Origin of the sequence: Synechococcus sp. KORDI-52, assembly GCF_000737595.1 — a bacterium.
GTDB lineage: Bacteria > Cyanobacteriota > Cyanobacteriia > PCC-6307 > Cyanobiaceae > Parasynechococcus.
In genome coordinates, this window is the sequence record NZ_CP006271.1 from 1045043 (window position 1) to 1063969 (window position 18927).

An 18927-nucleotide genomic window follows, 5' to 3' on the forward strand; every position below is an offset into this window, starting at 1 on the left:
CTTCGGCCCAGCCTGCGCCTCGATGACCCGCCGTTCGTCCCACCGCTCCTCGGTTGCCGTTCGTCGCACGGTGTTGGGCCTGATGCTGGGGATACCCCTAACTGCGCCGTCCATGCTGGCCCAGGAGGCCACCCCTGTTGACGGCCCTTTCGAGGAATCAATCACGGAAACCGAGACCTATGAGGTTGAGGAGACCGTGGTGGAACAGCCCCGGGTCTTGATCTCTGAGGTGCTAATTGAGGGGATTGAGGGCCATCCGGAAGAAGAGCGTCTCCAGATTTCCACCTACGACGCGATGCAGGTGCGTCCGGGCATGCGTGTCACCCGGGAGGAACTCCAGAACGATCTAAACAGCATTCAGGCCACAGGTTGGTTCTCTGATGTGCGGATCGTTCCCCAGGACGGTCCCCTGGGCGTTCAGCTTGTTGTTCAAGTGGAGCCTTTCCCTCCGCTAACGGCTGTCGATGTCAGCGGCGACGAAGGTGATCTTTTGTCGGATGCAGTGGTGGAGGAGACGTTCGCGTCGGATTACGGCCGCACCCTCAACCTCAACGACCTGCAGCAGCGGATGAAGTCACTCCAGGCTTCCCTTGCCGATAGGGGCTTTTCTCTGGCTCGGGTGTCTGGTCCGGAGAGGGTCAGTCCGGAGGGAGTGGTCACGCTGAAACTGCTTCAGGGTGGCGTGGCTGGCATCGAGGTCAAATTCCTCAACAAAGAGGGTGACGACACCGATGAGAATGGCAATCCCATCAGGGGCAAGACCAAGGAGTGGGTGATCACTCGGGAAGTCTCGATTCAGCCGGGTGATCCCTTCAACCGCACCCAGTTGGAGAGCGATATCAAGCGCTTGTACGGCACCCAGTTGTTCAGTGATGTGAAGGTGACCCTGCGTCCTGTGCCCGAGCAGCCTGGGGATGTGGTGATTGTTCTTGGCATCGTCGAACAGTCCACCGGTCAGCTCTCCGGCGGTCTCGGCTACAGCCAGAGCCAGGGCGTGTTCGGTCAAGTGCAGCTGCAGGAGACCAATCTTCTGGGCCGTGCCTGGAATCTCGGAACGAATGTCAACTATGGCCAGTTCGGCGGCTTGGCCGATCTCAGCTTTTCAGACCCCTGGATCTACGGCGACAAGCACCGCACCAGTTTCCGCACCTCGGTGTTCCTAAGCCAGCAGGTTCCTCAGGTTTTTCAGAGCGAAGACAACGGCAACATCCGTACAGCGAAGGATTACGTCGATAACAACACCAAAAATGCTTATCGGACCGGCCGGAAGTTTGGCTTCACAGACGGAGATAAGGCCCCGGGCAGCGTCAACAAAGCCGATAAGGAATATCCCAATCGCAGTTGGTTCGACTACGAGGGTGACACCGTCGTACTGCGCAAGGCCGGCGGAAGTTTCTCATTTGCCCGTCCCTTGAACGGTGGTGATCCGTACAAGGATGCCAAATGGAATGTTCTGGCCGGCATGTCCTTCGCTGAGGTGCGGCCGATCAACTTTGCCGGTGATTCAAGGCCTTACGGCGTCTCCACCAAAAAGCTGGGTAAAAAAATTAAAAACGACAACGTCATTTGCGTTTCATACAACTGCGCTGATAGCAACACCCTTGTGGGGATGCGTTTCGCTACCACCTACAACAACTTCAATAACCCCCGGAATCCAACCAGCGGCAACTTCTTCACGGCTGGCACTGAACAGTTCCTGGGGGTTAACAACGATTCGCCCACCTTCAATCGGCTGCGGGCCAGTTACACGCAGTTCTTCCCTGTGGATTGGCTCAAAATCCATAAAGGTTGCCGTCCCAAGCCTGGTGAGGAGGCCGATTGCCCCCAGGCCATCGGTGTGCAGGTCAAGGGCGGAGCCATCATGGGTGAAGCTCCCCCCTATGAGGCGTTCTGCATGGGCGGCTCCAACTCAATCCGAGGTTGGTTTGACTGTGATCTGGCGGTCTCCACGGCCTTCACCGAGCTCACGATCGAGTACCGCTTCCCCCTGATCAGCATCTTTTCAGGGGAGGTGTTCATGGATGCGGGTACTGATTTCGGCACCCAGAAGAATGTGCCCGGCAAGCCAGGTCTGCTGCTGGACAAAGACGGTTCAGGTGTCTCCGTCGGTACTGGCGTGATCGTCACCACCCCGGTTGGTCCGATCCGCCTTGAAGTTGCCAGCAAAGACTTTGCCTCCGACTGGCGCTTCAATCTTGGAGTTGGCTGGAAGTTTTAGTGACCAGCTGGCCTGAGGATTACTCCGCAGCCTGGACGTTGGCTGCAGAGACATCACGTTCCGGCGTCGGCCTCCACACGGGGGTTGAGGCCACCGTGCTGCTTCGGCCGACGGACCATCCGGGGTTCCACATGCGTTTGCCCGGGATGGATCAACCGATCCAACTGCGACCGGATCAGGTGCGTGACAGCCCCCTTTGCACCACCTTGGATCTGGGTTCCAGCAGGGTGGCCACCGTGGAGCATCTCCTGGCTGCCCTGGCGGGTTGTGGCTTGAGTCATGTTGAGATCGAGCTCAGTGGCCAAGAAGTCCCTCTGCTTGATGGCTCGGCCCTGGGCTGGGTGGAGGCCATTTCTGCTGCTGGGTTGGTCCCCGCTGCTACGCCGAAGCCTGCTTCACCACAGCTGAAGCAACCGCTGCTGCGCACTCGTGGCAGGAGCGTGATCACAGCCACTCCATCGGAGCGCTTTGGTGTGGTGGGCATTATCGATTTCCCTCAGGCGGCCATTGGCCGCCAGCACTTCGCGCTGGAACTCACACCCAAGGGGTTTGTCGATCAAATCGCCCCTGCACGCACCTTCGGCTTCCGGGAGCAGGTGGAGCAGCTTCGTGATGCCGGTTTGATCCAGGGTGGTGCCCTGGACAACGCTCTGGTCTGTGATGGAGACCGCTGGATGAATCCGCCGCTTCGGTTCGCCGATGAACCGGTGCGCCATAAGCTCTTGGACTTAATCGGCGACCTGGCCCTCGTCGGTTTTCCCCAGGCACAGGTTCTTGTGTACAAGGGATCCCATGGTCTTCACACTGATCTCGCAGCCGCTTTGTGACTGAATCCTCCACCCCAGATGTTGTGCTCACCAGCGAGCAGATCGCCGGTCTGTTACCGCACCGTTACCCTTTCGCTCTGGTGGATCGGGTCATTGCCCATGAGCCTGGGGTCTCGGCCACAGCGATCAAGAACGTGACCATGAATGAGCCCCAGTTCCAGGGGCATTTCCCAGAGCGCCCGTTGATGCCTGGGGTCCTGATCGTGGAAGCCATGGCGCAGGTGGGCGGATTGATCGTCACCCAGATGCCCGATCTGCCGAAGGGCCTGTTCGTTTTTGCCGGCATCGACGGGGTACGCTTCCGGCGCCCTGTGGTTCCAGGAGACCAGCTGGTGATCCACTGCGAACTCCTCAGCCTCAAGCGGAAACGCTTCGGCAAGGTCAAAGCTGAAGCAACAGTGGACGGCGATCTGGCCTGCTCCGGCCAGTTGATGTTCTCCCTGGTGGATTAGGCGCGATGTCGCAGCAGACGGCGTCACAGCAGATTCACCCCACGGCCGTGGTGGACCCGAAAGCCAAGCTCGCCCCAGGAGTGGTGATTGGGCCTGGTGCCGTGGTGGGTCCCCAGGTGGTGATCGGAGAGAACACGACGGTTGGCCCCAACGCGGTGTTGGATGGTCGCCTCACCCTGGGCCGCGATAACAAGGTGTTTCCGGGCGCTTGCCTTGGTCTGCCGCCACAGGATCTCAAATACCGCGGTGCTGAGACTGAGGTGGTGATTGGAGATGGCAATACCCTTCGGGAGTGCGTGACGATTAACCGTGCCACCGAAGAGGGCGAGGTGACCCGCATCGGCAACGGCAATCTTTTGATGGCCTATTGCCATCTGGGCCACAACTGCGATCTCGGCAACAACATCGTGATGTCCAATGCCATTCAGGTGGCGGGCCACGTGGTGATCGAAGACTGTGCCGTCATCGGTGGCTGTCTGGGCATTCACCAGTTCGTCCACATTGGTGGGATGGCGATGGTGGGCGGCATGACCCGGGTCGACCGTGATGTTCCGCCCTACTGCCTGGTGGAGGGGCATCCGGGACGCGTGCGGGGGCTGAACCGGGTTGGCTTGCGTCGCAGCGGTCTGGCCACCAACCACGATGGCGCTGAACTCAAGCAACTTCAGCAGATCTGGACCCTGATGTATCGCTCCGACCTGGTGATTGCCGATGCGCTTCAGCAGGCCCGGAGCCAGCTTTTATTGCCGGCTTCCGAGCACTTCTGCCGGTTCCTGGAGTCCTCCACCGGTCAGGGTCGACGGGGCCCGATGCCGGTGCAGGGTCGCTGATGGTTCGGCTGCTGATCAGCACCGGGGAAGTGTCCGGTGATCTGCAGGGCAGCCTGTTGATTCGCGCCCTGCGCTCGGAGGCGGAACGGCGGGGGCTGAAGATTGAGGTGCTGGCCTTGGGTGGGCCGCGAATGGAGGCTGCCGGTGCGGTGTTGATCGCCGATACTGCGCCGATGGGGGCGATCGGCCTATGGGAGGCCGTGCCGCTGATTCTCCCCACGCTGCGGCTGCAGGAACGGGTGGATGCGTTGCTGCAGGAACGGCCCCTGGATGGGGTGGTGCTGATCGACTACGTGGGCGCCAATGTGCGGCTGGGCACTCGATTGCGGCGGCAGCGGCCCGAGTTGCCGATCACGTATTACATCGCCCCCCAGGAATGGGCATGGCGCTTCGGTGATGGCAGCACCACCCGTCTGCTCGATTTCACCGACAAGATTCTGGCGATTTTTCCGGCGGAGGCCGAGTTCTATGCCGCCCGTGGTGCGGATGTGGACTGGGTGGGCCATCCCCTGTTGGACAATTTTCAGAACCTTCCCGAGCGCGGCAGAGCCCGCCAGCAATTGGGCCTGGATCCTGAGGTCCCGGTGCTGTTGCTGCTGCCGGCCTCGCGTCCTCAGGAGTTGCGCTACCTGATGCCATCGTTGGCTCAGGCGGCTGCCTTGCTGCAACAGCGTCACCCTGATCTGCAGGTGCTGCTGCCCGCTGGACTGGCGACGTTCGAAAAGCCTCTGGCTGCGGCGCTGCAAGAGGCCGGCGTGCGCGATGGCCGGGTGATTCCCGCCGCTGAAGCCGATGGGTTGAAGACCACTCTCTGTGCTGCAGCTGATCTCGCTTTGGGAAAATCCGGCACCGTGAATCTCGAACTGGCCCTGCAGGGGGTTCCCCAGGTGGTGGGCTACCGCGTGAGCCGACTGACGGCATGGGTCGCCCGCCACGTTCTGCGGTTTCATGTGGACCACATCTCTCCAGTGAATCTGCTGCTCAAACAGCGTTTGGTGCCGGAGCTCCTGCAGGACGAACTCACGCCAGAAGCTCTGGTGGAGATGGCTCTCCCTCTGTTGACCGATACCCCAGAACGACGCGCCATGCTTGAGGGCTATGAGCGGCTACGGGCCAACTTGGGGGATCCTGGGGTCACCGACCGAGCTGCTAAAGCTATTTTTGATCAGGTGATCGGATGACACGAACGCTGCTGCTGCTGGTCACCTGCCTGGTTCTGCTGTGCGGGCCCCGGCCCGCCATAGCCGAGCTGGAGACCGCGGTGTTTGCAGGAGGCTGTTTCTGGTGTCTGGAGCATGACCTGGAGGATCTCCCTGGGGTACGGGATGCCGTGAGTGGCTACAGCGGCGGGCACGTGGAACGCCCCACCTACCGACAGGTGAGCAGTGAGACCACTGGGCATCAGGAGGTCGTTCAGGTGCGTTTTGATCCGGATCAGATCAGCTATGCCGAGCTGCTGCGCAGTTATTGGCGCAATGTGGATCCCCTCGATGGCGGTGGCCAGTTCTGTGACCGTGGGGATTCCTACCGGCCTGTGATTTTCACCGCTGATGCCGCCCAGGCCCGAGCTGCTGAAGCCAGTGCTGAGGCGGCGGCCCGAGAGTTGAAGCAACCACGCTCCGCGCTGAAGGTGGAGCTCAGGCAGGCGGCACGATTCTGGCCTGCTGAGGGCTACCACCAGAACTATGCGGAGAACAACGCGATCAAGTACAGCTTCTACCGCTTCAGTTGTGGGAGGGACCGTCGATTGGATTCGGTCTGGGGCAATGAGGCGCGAGGCGGTCGTCCATGGCGTTGATCCATCAAATTCCGACGAATTCCTTAAGAAACAAACACTCAACCTGTTGAAAAGATTAAGCGGGATGACCTGATTGATTCAGCAAGTTCTCAGTGAACAGAAGGGTTCTCCCTAATCGACCTAACTTATGCCCATGCTTACGATCAGGCAGTAAGAGGAGAGTTGTATGTATCTGCTGACCATTAAGGATGGTCTTGGCACCCGTCACATCGGTCCCTACCCGTCGCCTAAGCATGCGTCGGATGATCTTGATCGGGTGTTGGAAACCTGCTCTGAACGAGCACGGTGGCAGATCCATGCGCTTGAAACCCCAAACCGTTCGCTCGAGCTTCAGGCTGTTGCCTCCTGATCAACTCTGACCTCGCCCAGGAAAACCTCGGCTGAGCCCACTGTCGATCATCAGGCCGATGCCGGCGTTGATGCAGATCAAGCTGAGGGTTCCGTACCAGAACCAGGGTCCTCCGTCCTTGCCCAGCATCTGAACCACCTTGCGGCTCACAGCTTCGCCGAACAGGCAGAGACCCACCGGGAGCAGAAGCACCCCCAGTTGGGCCTTGATGTACCAGCGCACCGGGGAGCGGCTCATGACTGGGCAAGAACCCAGTTCACCAGGGTCCGCACGCCGTAGCCCGTGGCGCCAGCTGGGTTAACGCCTTTTCCTTTGTCACTCCAGACCGGCCCGGCGATGTCGATGTGGGCCCAGGCTGTGTCCTGGGCCACGAACTCCTTCAGGAACAGCGCGGCCGTGATTGAACCCCCCGGCCGTGGGCCGGTGTTCTTCATGTCGGCCAGCAACGATTTCAGGCCGTCCTTGTAGGAGTTACGCAGCGGCATGCGCCAGAGGCCTTCACCGCCCATCTGAGCAGCGGCATCCAGAGATTTCGCAAGGCCGTCGTTGTTGGACCACAACCCGGCCATCTCATCACCCAGGGCGATCACACAGGCTCCGGTGAGCGTGGCCAGATCCACCACCGCATCAGGCTTTTGCTCGCAGGCATAAAGCAGGGCATCGGCGAGAGTCAAGCGGCCTTCCGCGTCGGTGTTGTTGATCTCGATCGTCATCCCGTTCGCTGCCGTGACGATGTCGCCGGGGTGAACGGCAGAACCGTTCACCATGTTTTCGCAGGACGCCACCACCATATGAACCTCAACCCCGGACGGTTTGAGTTCAGCGATGCTGCGCATGGCGCCCAGTACGGCGGCGCTCCCACCCATGTCGAACTTCATCATGTCGATCTGGGCTGCGCCCACCTTGAGGTTGTATCCGCCGGAATCGAAGGTGAGACCCTTGCCCACAAGAGCGATGCGGTGTTTCACCTCGCCCTCTGGGCGGTAGATCAGGTGAATGAACTTGGGGGGCAGATCGGAGCCTTGGCTGACGGCCAGAAAGGCCCCCATGCCCCTGGCTTCACAGTCGCTCCGCTCGAGCACCTTGAGCTCAAGGCCATGGTCCCCAGCGATACCGGCGGCCGTGTCTGCCAGAGCGGCTGGAGTGACAACATTTGGGGGTGCGGCCACCAGCTCCCGGGCCAGCTCCACGCCGGCACAAGTGGCATTGACCGCCGCGAAACCGCTGATGGCGGCGGGGTCGAGGTCGATCAGCTCAAGGGCATCGGGGCTCCTGCGCGGATCTGACTCTTTCCTGAAGCGTTGATCTGTGTAAAGGCAAAGCCGTACGGCTTCAGCACTGATGCGGGCGGCTTCCGCGTCTGCGTCGGCTGTCCCCGTCCACGGCAGCTGAAGTCCCAGAGTGCCGTCACAGCCGATCGATGCCTTGGCCGCTCGGGCAGCGGCGCCCCGCAGGCTGTCGGCGTCGATCCCATCGGCGTCTCCCAGGCCCAGCACCACAAGGCGTTGAGGACCCTCACTCAGGGGCGTGATGACGAGTTGATCACTCGGCTTCCCCTTGAACTCCTGCTGCTTGAGAATTTCGGTGATCCCAGCAAAGCGTCGTTCAAGAGCGGTTGCGGTGGAATCGACATCGCCCTTGGGCAGCCCCACCGCCAGCACATTGCCATTCCACTCCTGCAGACCGGTGGAGGACAGGGAGAAGCGCATGACTGGGGGCATGAACAGAAAATGAGCGTAGCGATCCTGCGCGATGGGTTTCCCCTTCGCTCATCAGGGTGAACAGCGCTGGTTCAGGGCGTTGATGATCAGCTGCTCGGCATCCGGCTGGCTCTGGATGACGAAAGCTTCCTGTTCCAGGGCGACGCTGTTGGGTTTGTAGTGGTTGCGCAGCAGGTAGCGAATCTGGCTCCCCACGGCCGGATCGACCGGGCGTTGCACGCCGATCAGCGAGAGCGCTCCTGTGGGACAGCTCTGGGCGGCATGCACCGCTTCGTGCAGCAGCACGGGGCGTGTGATGCCGAGCTCCCCCACGAGTGGCGAGATCTCCAGCCGTCGTTCTGCGGGGATAAAGCGTCCGTAGGCCCGGCCCGGGGGCTGCTGGACGTCGATCGTGAAGCCATGGCGAAGAAGACTTCGCTGGAGCTGGACGAGGTCGGCTGCGGGGGCTGGCAGGGCCAGCAGCAGCAGGGCGACAGCTGCTTTCACTGGAATCACAGCTCGGCGGTGAAGGGGGTGGCCCAGCGTTGGCGGGTTTCCTTGTTGAACGGCGGCCACCAGCGTTGAATCAACTGCTGTTCTAAGGCGCGCCTGGCCCGGGTGGCCCGGGGTACATCACAACTGAAGCGGATGCTCAGTTGGGCACTCAGCTCACAGCTCTGCAGGGCTTCGCCGTAGGCGGCGAGGTAGGCCTTGCAGTCGTGATCCCCTTTCCAGCGGCGCTCGGCGGCCAGGGTTTCGCCCACATAGAGCAAAAGCGGCTGCTCCAGCTGGGCTGGCCTGTCCATCACCAGATAGATCGCTGCCCCGCGGTGAGACGGTTCCGGCCAGCGCCAGAAACTCATCGCCAGGGGGGTCAGGGCCAGTGGATCGATGGCCGCAGCGTCGTCGTCGGGGCTGCCGCCGAACAGATCTCCCTGGGCAGCGCCGGCGCTTTCTCCGCGGAACAGCGGCGCCTGATGGGCATGCAGCCGCTGTTGCCAGGCGAGCAGCTGCTCCCGTTGCAGGGGCAGGTCGGGCCCGTTGCTGACGGCCAGCGCACCGGTGGAGAACAGATCCCCCTGCATTAGGGCAGCGGCAGGCTGGGCCCGGCACGGCGGTTGCCAAAACTCACCCGGCCGATCAGGGCTTCCACGCTGCTGGCAGGAAGGCAGAGCCGGTCCTGCAGATCGGCCAGATCCTTGAAACCGGCGTGTCGGCGCTCCCGCATCAGGTTGGCCAGCCGTTGTTCTGGCCAGCCAAGCAGCGCCAGCTGATCGGCGCTGGCGTTGTTGAGGTCGATGGGAGCGGCCTGAGGCTGCGGTGGAGTGTCCCCATGCCACCGGAAGACGAGATGAGGGGTCCAGATCCTGACCAGATCGTTCGGGAGCTCCAGCAGCCGGAAGAGATCATCGGCGCAGGCGAATTGCACACCACCTTGTTGCAGTCGCACCAGCAGATCGGCCGTGTCCTGGCTGCAGCCTGGCAGCTGCAGCCACTGATCGCGGCTGGCGCGATTCACATCCATCACCCACGCAGGAGGCTCGGGCGCGATCGGTTCAGGCTGCGGCAACGCCGGCCGGGGTGGCGCTGGCAGCTGCCCAGTGGCCTGCAGCACCCTCCTGGCCAGGGGATCCAACCAGTGGCTGCGGGGCATGCTGCTCAGCAGGAGTGGGCTGACATTAACGAGGGCGCAAGGGCTGCGTCAGCGCAGCTGGCGCACGAGATCCTCACAACCCCCCTGTTCGTCGATGTAGCGGCGCATCAGATCGTCGTAGCCCGGAGCGCTTTGCACCTCCTCACGGTCAGCGTCGCTCACTCCTTTGCTGGTTAAAAAGCGATTAGCGATGTCTTGGGCCTGGACGGCCTTCATTTGATTGGTTTCGATCAGGCAGCGGGCATTGGCCTCAGCGATGGTCACCAGGGCGGTGGTGCGTTCGCTTGCGGCGAAGACTGCCTGTTGAATGAGGCTGCTGACGCTGAGAGCCACCAGGGCTGCGGTGGCGGCGCGTTGGACCATGGCGTCAGGACCGCTCGAAGTCCCCTCAGGATGGTCCTTCAGGTGGAGGGGGTCCAGCGGGGAATCGGCAGTGGTGGATCTACCAGGTTCCGCTGAAACGCCATCAGCACCGCCTGGGTGCGACTTTTGGCATCGAGTTTGCGCAGCAGCCCAGTGACGCAGTGCTTGGTGGTTTCAACCGAGAGGTGCAGCTGATCGGCAATCTCCCGATTGCTGAGGCCTTTGCAAAGACCGCGCAGCACGTCTTCCTCCCGCAGGCTCAGCACATCACTGAGGGGATGACCGACGCCTTTGACGCAGCGGTCGTGGTTGGCCACTCCGGCAATCACTGGATCCATGTGGCTGCCATCGCTCTCCATGGCGCGCAGAACGCTGAGCAGCCCGCCATTGCCGATCCGCTCATGGCTGCAGAGCCCCTCGCATTGCGCCTTGGCCGCGGCGTGAATTGTGCTGAGTAACGGCCGTTGAATCAGCATCAGGCAACGCAGGGACGGCTGCTGGGCCTTGACGGCCGCCACCAGGGAGGGGCCATTACCGCGCTCGAGCTGGTCGCTGCAGATCAGCAGATCAGCGGCCGTGCTGCTGAGGCAGGCGAGGGCTTCCGCTTCGGTGCTGGCGGCTCCTACCAGGGAGCCGATGCCATCGAGGCTGTGCACCAGGCCGCTGATCAACACGCGATCGGCGCTGGCAACCATGATGCGACGCCCCTCTAACAGGGGTCGGTGACGCTGGGGAAGCTCACGCATCGCGCCGAGCTGAGCTGTGAAGTCCACATCCTGAGGGCGGCCCGAAACTCACCATGAATGGGATGCCGCCGGAGGGTGGTGCGGGTCAGCAAGACCGTACAAAACCTCTCCGCTGATGCCAAGACAAGGTGCGGCGATCACCCCCGTTGCCGCTGGTGAATCCTTGGCAGACTTCCCTGAAGCAGTGCGCGACGCCGACGATGGCCTTCTTCGATTCCGACATCGTTCAGGACGAAGCCAAGCGCCTGTTCAGCGATTACCAGCAGCTGATGCAGCTGGGCAGCGAGTACGGCAAGTTCGACCGTGAGGGCAAGAAGAAGTTCATCGAGACGATGGAGGAGCTGATGGGCCGCTACCGGGTGTTCATGAAGCGCTTTGAACTCTCCGAGGATTTCCAGGCCAAGCTCACCGTGGAGCAGCTGCGCACCCAGCTCAGTCAGTTCGGCATCACCCCTGAGCAGATGTTCGACCAGATGAACTCCACACTGGAGCGGATGAAGGCGCAGATCGAGCAGCCCCCCTCCAGCTGAAACTGCCCCAGCTGAACCAGCACTCGTACGATCGCCAGCACCCGCTCGCTGCGCCCCCCATGCCGGACTCCACCCCGTCGTTGCCGGATTGGCTGTCGCGGGGCATGGCCGACCTCTTCCCGGCCGGGGATCCCAGTGATGCGGATCAGGCGCTGGCAGCCCGGTTGGCCCAGGCCGAAAAGGAAGGCCGGCCGCTGCGGGTGAAGCTGGGCATCGACCCCACCGGCAGCAACATTCATCTGGGCCACAGCATCCTGTTCCGCAAGCTGCGGGCCTTCCAGGACGCGGGCCACACGGCGGTGCTGATCATCGGTGATTTCACGGCGCGGATCGGCGATCCCACGGGCAAGAGCGCCACGCGGGTGCAGCTGAGCAAGGAGCAGGTGGCCGCCAACGCCTCCACCTACCTGCGTCAGCTGGGGCAGGACCAGCCGAAGGAAACGGCGCTGCTCGATTTCGAGACCCCGGGCCGGCTGGAGGTGCGCTACAACTCCGAGTGGCTGGAGGGGATGGACCTGCCGGCGGTGATCGGCTTGCTGGGCACCGGCACCGTGGGCCAGATGCTGGCCAAGGACGACTTCTCCAAGCGCTACGGCAGCGGCACCCCGATCGCCCTGCATGAGTTCCTCTACCCGCTGCTTCAGGGCTACGACTCAGTGGCGGTGAATGCGGATGTGGAGCTGGGCGGCACCGATCAGAAGTTCAACGTGGCCATGGGCCGCGACCTGCAGCGCCACTTCGATAAGGGCACCCAGTTCGGCCTGCTGCTGCCGATCCTGGTGGGCTTGGACGGGGTGCAGAAGATGAGCAAGAGCCTCGGCAACGTGGTGGGGCTGGAGGAGGACCCGCTCTCGATGTATTCCAAGCTGGAGAAGGTGGGCGATGGGGCGATCGATGACTACGTCACGTTGCTCACTGACCTGGACCTGGCTTCGTTGCCGGAGAACCCACGCGAGAAGCAGAAGGCGATGGCCCTGGCGGTGACCGCCAGTCGCCATGGCCTGCCGGCAGCCCAGAAGGCCCAGAGCGATGCCGCTACCCTGGTGGGCGGCAGTGGTGATGCTGGCGCTGATGTGCCCGAGGCGTCGCTGGCGGATGTGAATTTCCCGGCCAAGGCCTTTTATCTGTTCAGTGCGGTGGGGATCTGCGCCAGCAGCAGCGAAGCCCGCCGTCAGATCAAGGGCGGTGCGGCGCGGCTGGAGGGGGAGAAGATCACCGACCCCAATCAGGAGTTCGCCTCAGCAGCGGAACTGGAGGGCAAGGTTCTGCAGCTGGGTAAGAAAACCTTCCGCCGCCTGGTGGCTTGAGTCGCCGGATCTCCCCCTTTTGGGGGATCCGCCGCAAGAGATCTGGCGCGATGGTGCGTTCATCCGAGCGAAGAACGATGCCAGCGCTAGCCCTTGAAACTGAGTTCAGATCCGATCAGCAAATCACTGCTGATTTCTTGTCTTACATGCAATCGAAATCGTCAGGCCGCGTCGCTTATGACGTTGAACCGTCGCGGCTGACCGGGGGGTTCGATGCCCGGCTGTATCGCTTCAAGCTTGTTGGTCAGGAACCAAGAGTGCTTCGGATTCTGCGTCCAGCGCGTGAGGTGGAGGAGCTTTTGCATCATCAGGTTGTTCATCAGATCCTGAATCAGCAGGGCCTGAAGGTTCCTGTGATTCATCACGTGTGTGCAGATCAATCAGTCCTGGGGGGTGTCTTTGCGGTGATGGATCTGGTGCCGGGTGACCCGTTGTTTGAGCAGAAACCGGAGGTCTTTGCCTCGATCTTGGGGGAGTCGATGGCCCGCATGCATGAGCTGGATGTGAGGCCTATTGTTGAGTCGTTCAGGCGGGCTGGTGTTCCGGATGAGCGGTTTCTAAGCCCTGTTGTTCATCAAAAGGCATTGGATTTTGTTGAGCAGACGACCCCCTGGGCTGCTGATCTGATGGTTTGGCTTCGTGATCATTTACCCCTCGATGGTGACGATCTTGCTGTGATTCATGGTGACTATCACGCAGGTAATGTGATGTTTAGAGATGGTGCTGTTTCAGGCTTGCTGGATTGGGACTTTCGGATCTCTGATCCTGCTTTGGATCTGGCCTCGACGATGAATATTCATCTGATTTTTACTCGCCAGATTGATCCGACAGTTTCACCTCATCTTTGTGAACAGTTCGTTGATGGAGTTCTTGGGGCGTATCAAGTGATCAGGCCCCTGAATCATCAGCGCATCAAGCTTTTTCGTGTTTTTCACATCTTCCGGGTGTTAGCCCTCGGTGTGGCTGGTATCGGCCCCGAATTCCTGCGCAAGCCGTCATCACAATGCGAGTATCTGGCCTTCATTGAGCGAATGACCGGCCTCACGTTGTCACCATTAGCCTGACTATCCGGTGAGATTGAACAACCGTTGAGATGCGCTGGTCGGCGCGACAGGATGGACTTTGGATCATTCGCTTGCCTTGGCTCCGTCGCTCTCTGCTGACCCCGCCGATCGGATCATCGTGGCCCTCGATGGAATGGCCCCGGATCAGGCGCTGCGCTTTGCCGCCCAGGTGGATGGGCTGCGCTGGGTGAAGGTGGGCCTGGAGCTGTTCGTGCAGGCGGGGCCTGAGGTGGTGGCCCAGCTGCGTGAGCAGGGGCTGCGGGTGTTCCTCGACCTCAAATTTCACGACATCCCGGCCACGATGGCCGGTGCTTGCCGGCGGGCAGCGGCGCTGGGGGCCGAGCTGATCACGGTGCATGCCTGCGCCGGCAGGGAAGCGCTCCAGGCAGCCCAGGCCGCGGCAGAGGAAGGAGCCCAAGGTGCCGGTCAACCCGCACCCACCTTGCTGGCGGTGACGGTGCTCACCAGCTGGGAGGAGCAACGGCTGCAACGGGAGCTCGCCATTGCTCAGGGCATCGCCGAACGGGTGCCGGCGTTGGCGCAGCTGTCGGCGACTGCCGGAATCGGCGGTTGTGTGTGCTCACCCCTGGAGGCCGCGGTATTGCGGTTGAAGCACCCTGAACCGTTCGCGCTGGTGACGCCGGGGATTCGTCCCAAAGGTGCTGCTGTTGGTGATCAAGCCCGGGTAATGGCGCCGGCTGAGGCGATTACCGCGGGGGCCAGTCAGCTGGTGATCGGCCGGCCGATCACCAAAGCCGACGACCCCAGCGCCGCATTTGCAGCCTGTTGTGGGGAGCTTTGATCGGCGCGCTCCAATTTGTTGTGTGAGCTCGTTGTGATCAAGGAGCCAGCTCAGCCCTTGGCTTTCGCACCAATCTTGGGTTCGGTGCCCGCCAGCAGCCGCTCGATGTTGCTGCGGTGGCGCCAGAGCACCATCAGGCTGGCCACAAGCGACACCGCCACATAGGCGCTGCCGCCGCCGGAGAGCCCCATCATCACAGGCAATCCGATGGCGGCCACAACGCTGGAGAGCGACACGACCCGGAAGATCGAGATTACGGCCATGAACAGGCCGAAGCAGGCCAGCCCCACCGGCCAGGCCAGGCCCAGGAACATGCCCAGGCCGGTGGCCACCGCCTTGCCCCCCTTCCAGCCCAGCCACACCGGCCAGATGTGACCCGCCAAGGCCGCCAGGCCCGCCAGCACCTGCACCCAGTCGTTCAAGCCAACGGTTTTGGCCAGCAGCACCGCCAGGGTGCCTTTGCCCACATCGATCAGGAACACCACCAGGGCGGGCCCTTTGCCCACGTTGCGCAGCACGTTGGTGGCGCCGGTGCTGCCGGAGCCGCAGTGGCGCAGGTCGATGCCTTTGAGCCAGCGGCCGGCGAGGTAACCGCTGGGGATGGCTCCCAGCAGGTAGCCGATGGCCAGGAGCAGCAGTGAGGTTAGAGCTGTTTGGATCACAGCAGATCGTCGTCGTCGAGGCGTTCACCCGGTCCGGCCGCGAAGGCCAGCCAGAGGGGGAACTGAAGCACAGGAATGTCCACGCTGCGCTCTGCGGCATCGATCAGGATCAGCGGCACTTCGCCCCGCTCCTCCAGCCTGTCGGCCCGTTCCACCAGGGCTTCGGGGCGTTCGAACAGCACGATGCCGCTGCTGGGGCCAAAGTCTTCTCGGCCAAGGCCGAGGGCGTCCTGAAGTCCGCGCCGCCATTCACCGAGCCGTTCGGGCCCACCAGCCAGCACCAGGCACTGGAACTGATCGCCGTAGAGCTCACCGATCACCGCGATCAGGGCGGCACTCACCAGGATGTTGCGCGGCCGGGTGCCGCGGCTGGGCTGGGCGCCACGTCCGCCTTGATTGAAGAACCAGTCCTCCAGCAGGGTCGTGTCGCGCGCGTCGATACTGCGCCGCAGGTTCCACGGGTCGGCGTAGACGTCGGGCTGTTTGAGGAACCGCTCCAGGGTCTGGCGGATCAGGGCTTCGTCGGGGCGGAAGGTGTCCGCCACCGCTGGAGGTGGTGTGCTCTCAGCGGTATTGACCGGCGTCGTAGTGCTGCCTGCTGCCTGATCCAGAGGCGAGGGCTGCACCACCATCGGCTGCACCACCAGCTCCAGGTTTTCCACGCTCTGCACCAGGTCCTGCAGGGCGCCACCCAGGTACTCCTGGAAGCCCTTCACGCGGCGCGCAATGGCATCGGATTGGCCGGCGAAGTTGGCCTTCAGTTCGGTCTCGAGTTGCTCTTTGCGGGAGGTCAATGCAGCGATCTCCGCCTTGAGGGCATCACGGCGCTCTTGCAGATCGTTGAGCGCCAGCTCCATCACAGGATTGGCTTCTGCCGCGGTTGGATTGGAGTTGGTTTCGAACGGTGCTCCGCTGCTGGATTGCGCAGGGGCCTGCTCCGGCTCGGGTTCTGGCGCCTGAGGTGTCAGGTCGGTGTTGTCGGGCATTGCGTCAGCTGCCGTGCTCTCCATCCCTCCATTCCAGCCGACCAGACCGCAGAAAAACAGCTGGCATCACAACTGAGATATGGGTGCACGAAATTGGATGGATATTCTCACGAATTCAACACGAAATCGTGCTATTGCTGGCTTGCGTTCGTGTTGTCTTTCGGCACTTCCAGTTTTCCCACCCGCAGTTCCAGCTGTTCCCGCAGCTCCTTGGAGCTGAACAGGATCGGCAGGAAGTGAATGCTCTGGGTTTCGCGGAAATAAAAAAGGCCCGGCAGCCAGGGGGCGAACAACCGCCAGCTCAGCCATTGGTCGTAGGGGAAGCGGCGCAGCTCGCGGCTGTTCTGCCAGACGACCAGAGCATCCTCCTTGAATTCCAGCCGCAGGCTGGCGCTCTGGATCAGCAGAAACAGGCCGAACAGAGCCACCACCAGGGTGGGCCAGGGGGAGAGTGGCAGCGGCAGCAGGGCCAGGCCAAGGGCTACAACCAGCAGCGGCAGCCGCATATCCGGTTCGAGGGTGACGGGGGCGGGGGGTGAACTCATGCTCCGAACAGCACCTGGGTAAGAACAACATCCATCAGGGCCACCAGAATCAGGATCATCACCACCGCACCGGTGGTGCTGGTGCCCACCTCCTTGGGGCCGCCTCGGGTGGTGAGGCCCCAGCCGCAGGCCACCGTGGCGATGATCAGCCCGAACACAATGGCTTTCACCAGCATGAATGGCAGGTCGAGCGGGTCCATCCAGGTGCGCACCGAGGTCCAGAAGACTGCCGGAGGGATGTTGTAGAGGGCCGTGCTGGTGAGTTGGCCCGACCACACTGCCACGAGAAAAAAGAAGAAGCACTGCACCGGTGCCATCACCACCATCGCAATCATCCGGGGCACCACCAGGTACTCCACTGGATCGGTACGCAGCATCGTGATGGCATCGATCTGTTCGGTCACCTTCATCGTGCCCAGCTGCGCGGCGTAGGCGGTCGCCACCTTGCCCGCCAGAAGGCAGGAGGTGAGCAGGGGGGCAATCTCCCGGGCCAGGCCGATTGCCAGGATCCCCCCCACTGTTGATCCCGCTCCTTGGCGGGTTAGTTCTGCGGCCACCTGAATGTTGAACACCGAGCCTGCGGCTACGGAGATGATCAGCACGATCAGCACGCTCCCTGGGCCTGCCTCCAGCAATTGATCGAAAAGCTCGCCACGGTTGATTCGGCCGCGCAGGGTCGCGGCCACGGCCTGGCCCCCGATCAACAGGCTGGAGCCCAAGCGTTTGATCGAGCGTGGCGTGTTCATCCGGCAACCTTCTGCAGGTGAGCTCCACGGTCGGGCCAGCCTCGCATCACTGCAAGGCCCAAAAGCACAAAAATGGCCGGCAGCAGACCCATGCAGATGCGGATCGCCAGCAGGGCTGAATCCGGTTGCTCGATGAAACTCAACGCGCCGCTGCAGTTTCCGTCCTTGGCAGAGATGTACCCCGTGAGAGAGAGAAGACTGCCGAACACCGACATGGTCAGGCCGATAATCAGCTTTTGGGCGAACACCATCCAGGCGGTGTAAAGCCCGGCAGGTTTGCTGGGATCGGCGTCGATCGCGTCGGGCAGAAGCGACCAAGGAATCAGGTAAGCGGTGGCGGCACCCACCCCCACCAGAGCAATCAATCCCACCAGCGGCAGAAGTTGCAACAGGCCGGGGTCGGAGGGGAGGGGAGGGAACACCATTGAAAGAAGGCAGGCCGTGATCCACAGCCCCGCGCCCCAGCGCAGCGTGGCGACGCGGCCATTGCGGTTGCTGAGGGTGCTCCAGAGCTGAAGGCCCAGCAGTGCGGAGATCTGGAAGGGCAGGAGGATCCAGGTGGACAGGTTGGTTGGCACATGTACCACCTGCACCAGCCAGATCAGGGCCACCACCTGCATCAGTTGCAGGCCGAACCAGAGCAGCAGATACAGCCCCAGCACCTGTCGGAAGCGCGGGTTGGCCAGCACCCGTTTCAATTGCTGCATGGGCGCCTCTCTGTTGGGGACAGGGCGCTGGGCCTGCTTGGCATAGGGGGCTAGGCCCCAACAGCAGAGAAGCGTGGCGGCGGCGGCGATGCTGCCCGTGATCCGGCCCATGGCCAGATACCCTCCGCCTCCATCGCTCAGCACCACGGAGGCCACGATCAGGCCGCTCAGGCCCGCAAGAATCGATCCCGTGAACCGCGCTGCATTAAGTCGGGTGCGAATGGCGGTGTCCGGCGTCAGTTCGGTGCTGAGGGCGGCGTAGGGCAGATTGACGCTGGTGTAGGCGCTCATGAGCAGGATTGCCATCAGCACGTAGTACCCCGTGCGTTGCCAGGTGTCCCCCGGGGGGACCCACCACATCGCCGCCAGGCTGATGCCCAATGGCAGGGCTGCGGTCAGCATCCAGGGCAGGCGGGGACCCCAGCGGCTGTGGGTGTGATCGCTGAGCCAGCCGATCAGCGGGTCATTCAGCGCGTCCCAGACTTTGATCACCGTGAGCAGGGAGCCGGCGACGATGGCCGGCAGGCCTGCGGCGCAGGTGAAAAAGGGAAAGAGGTAAAAGCCCAGCTGGGTTGCGGCAAGCCCGGTCCCGGCATCCCCCAGGCCGTAGGCAAGCATCAGCCTGCGGCGGGATCCCTTCA

23 protein-coding genes are annotated in these 18927 nt (G+C 62.4%); 11 read left to right on the forward strand and 12 right to left on the reverse strand.

Translation table 11 applies throughout. The annotated features are described in order from the left end of the window. Nucleotides 1–22: 22 nt before the first annotated feature. From KR52_RS05245 to KR52_RS15070, 7 genes are all read left to right on the forward strand, one after another. The gene (locus KR52_RS05245) at nt 23–2218 is read left to right on the forward strand and encodes a BamA/TamA family outer membrane protein (protein WP_038553328.1); all 2196 of its coding nucleotides are present in this window, start codon (nt 23–25) and stop codon (nt 2216–2218) included. Next, nucleotides 2218–3045, forward strand: coding sequence for a UDP-3-O-acyl-N-acetylglucosamine deacetylase (gene lpxC / locus KR52_RS05250; RefSeq protein WP_038553332.1), 828 nt, complete (start codon nt 2218–2220; stop codon nt 3043–3045). The genes KR52_RS05245 and lpxC overlap by 1 nt, the downstream gene beginning before the upstream one ends. Further along, on the forward strand, nt 3042–3497 hold the full coding sequence (fabZ, locus tag KR52_RS05255; protein ID WP_038553335.1) for a 3-hydroxyacyl-ACP dehydratase FabZ: 456 nt from the start codon (nt 3042–3044) through the stop codon (nt 3495–3497). The genes lpxC and fabZ overlap by 4 nt, the downstream gene beginning before the upstream one ends. A gap of 5 nt (nt 3498–3502) precedes the next feature. Beyond that, the gene (lpxA, locus tag KR52_RS05260; RefSeq protein WP_038553338.1) at nt 3503–4327 is read left to right on the forward strand and encodes an acyl-ACP--UDP-N-acetylglucosamine O-acyltransferase; all 825 of its coding nucleotides are present in this window, start codon (nt 3503–3505) and stop codon (nt 4325–4327) included. Next, nucleotides 4327–5508, forward strand: coding sequence for a lipid-A-disaccharide synthase (gene lpxB / locus KR52_RS05265; protein WP_038553340.1), 1182 nt, complete (start codon nt 4327–4329; stop codon nt 5506–5508). Before lpxA ends, lpxB begins: the two co-directional genes overlap by 1 nt. Further along, nucleotides 5505–6125: a peptide-methionine (S)-S-oxide reductase MsrA gene (msrA, locus tag KR52_RS05270; RefSeq protein ID WP_038553343.1), complete on the forward strand. Its 621-nt coding sequence runs from the start codon at nt 5505–5507 to the stop codon at nt 6123–6125. Before lpxB ends, msrA begins: the two co-directional genes overlap by 4 nt. Before the next feature lie 166 nt (nt 6126–6291). After that, nucleotides 6292–6474 carry a hypothetical protein gene (locus KR52_RS15070; protein WP_038553346.1) on the forward strand — a complete coding sequence of 61 codons (183 nt, stop codon included), beginning with the start codon at nt 6292–6294 and terminating at the stop codon, nt 6472–6474. Here the strand turns inward: KR52_RS15070 and KR52_RS05280 are convergent, their stop codons facing one another. From KR52_RS05280 to KR52_RS05310, 7 genes are all read right to left on the reverse strand, one after another. Further along, nucleotides 6475–6711 (reverse strand): hypothetical protein, encoded by a 237-nt coding sequence (locus KR52_RS05280; RefSeq protein WP_038553349.1) that lies wholly within the window; start codon nt 6709–6711, stop codon nt 6475–6477. Then, nucleotides 6708–8183, reverse strand: a complete 1476-nt coding sequence (locus tag KR52_RS05285; protein ID WP_038553352.1) for a leucyl aminopeptidase — start codon at nt 8181–8183, stop codon at nt 6708–6710. The genes KR52_RS05280 and KR52_RS05285 overlap by 4 nt, the downstream gene beginning before the upstream one ends. A gap of 63 nt (nt 8184–8246) precedes the next feature. After that, nucleotides 8247–8681 (reverse strand): hypothetical protein, encoded by a 435-nt coding sequence (locus KR52_RS05290; protein ID WP_216725537.1) that lies wholly within the window; start codon nt 8679–8681, stop codon nt 8247–8249. A 5-nt stretch (nt 8682–8686) separates the two neighbouring features. Continuing rightward, complete coding sequence (locus tag KR52_RS05295) at nt 8687–9259, reverse strand: hypothetical protein (RefSeq protein WP_038553355.1); 573 nt, start codon at nt 9257–9259, stop codon at nt 8687–8689. After that, nucleotides 9259–9828 (reverse strand): hypothetical protein, encoded by a 570-nt coding sequence (locus KR52_RS05300; RefSeq protein WP_038553357.1) that lies wholly within the window; start codon nt 9826–9828, stop codon nt 9259–9261. The genes KR52_RS05295 and KR52_RS05300 overlap by 1 nt, the downstream gene beginning before the upstream one ends. Nucleotides 9829–9876: 48 nt before the next feature. Continuing rightward, entirely contained in the window at nt 9877–10191 is a 315-nt protein-coding gene (locus KR52_RS05305) for a hypothetical protein (RefSeq protein WP_051834277.1), read from the reverse strand. 38 nt (nt 10192–10229) lie between these two features. Further along, the gene (locus KR52_RS05310; RefSeq protein ID WP_038556890.1) at nt 10230–10937 is read right to left on the reverse strand and encodes a response regulator transcription factor; all 708 of its coding nucleotides are present in this window, start codon (nt 10935–10937) and stop codon (nt 10230–10232) included. Nucleotides 10938–11137: 200 nt separating this feature from the next. On the opposite strand from KR52_RS05310, the gene KR52_RS05315 reads away from it, so the two are divergent. The 4 genes from KR52_RS05315 (at nt 11138) to pyrF (ending at nt 14640) form a co-directional block, all read left to right on the forward strand. After that, entirely contained in the window at nt 11138–11467 is a 330-nt protein-coding gene (locus tag KR52_RS05315) for a DUF1825 family protein (RefSeq protein ID WP_011365051.1), read from the forward strand. A 59-nt stretch (nt 11468–11526) separates the two neighbouring features. Then, the gene (tyrS, locus tag KR52_RS05320) at nt 11527–12774 is read left to right on the forward strand and encodes a tyrosine--tRNA ligase (protein WP_038553361.1); all 1248 of its coding nucleotides are present in this window, start codon (nt 11527–11529) and stop codon (nt 12772–12774) included. Between the two features lie 50 nt (nt 12775–12824). Further along, nucleotides 12825–13838 (forward strand): phosphotransferase family protein, encoded by a 1014-nt coding sequence (locus KR52_RS05325; protein WP_038553363.1) that lies wholly within the window; start codon nt 12825–12827, stop codon nt 13836–13838. A 76-nt stretch (nt 13839–13914) separates the two neighbouring features. After that, nucleotides 13915–14640, forward strand: a complete 726-nt coding sequence (gene pyrF / locus KR52_RS05330) for an orotidine-5'-phosphate decarboxylase (protein WP_038553366.1) — start codon at nt 13915–13917, stop codon at nt 14638–14640. A gap of 50 nt (nt 14641–14690) precedes the next feature. On the opposite strand, the gene plsY is transcribed toward pyrF, so the two are convergent. The 5 genes from plsY to KR52_RS05355 form a co-directional block, all read right to left on the reverse strand. Continuing rightward, nucleotides 14691–15302 (reverse strand): glycerol-3-phosphate 1-O-acyltransferase PlsY, encoded by a 612-nt coding sequence (gene plsY / locus KR52_RS05335; RefSeq protein WP_051834278.1) that lies wholly within the window; start codon nt 15300–15302, stop codon nt 14691–14693. Beyond that, nucleotides 15299–16312, reverse strand: coding sequence for a DUF3086 domain-containing protein (locus KR52_RS05340; RefSeq protein ID WP_038553368.1), 1014 nt, complete (start codon nt 16310–16312; stop codon nt 15299–15301). Before KR52_RS05340 ends, plsY begins: the two co-directional genes overlap by 4 nt. Nucleotides 16313–16419: 107 nt before the next feature. Further along, on the reverse strand, nt 16420–16833 hold the full coding sequence (locus tag KR52_RS05345; protein WP_038553371.1) for a DUF3119 family protein: 414 nt from the start codon (nt 16831–16833) through the stop codon (nt 16420–16422). Next, nucleotides 16830–17579 carry an ABC transporter permease gene (locus KR52_RS05350; RefSeq protein ID WP_038553374.1) on the reverse strand — a complete coding sequence of 250 codons (750 nt, stop codon included), beginning with the start codon at nt 17577–17579 and terminating at the stop codon, nt 16830–16832. Before KR52_RS05350 ends, KR52_RS05345 begins: the two co-directional genes overlap by 4 nt. Continuing rightward, nucleotides 17576–18904: an MFS transporter gene (locus KR52_RS05355; protein WP_038553377.1), complete on the reverse strand. Its 1329-nt coding sequence runs from the start codon at nt 18902–18904 to the stop codon at nt 17576–17578. Before KR52_RS05355 ends, KR52_RS05350 begins: the two co-directional genes overlap by 4 nt. Between the last annotated feature and the right edge of the window lie 23 nt (nt 18905–18927).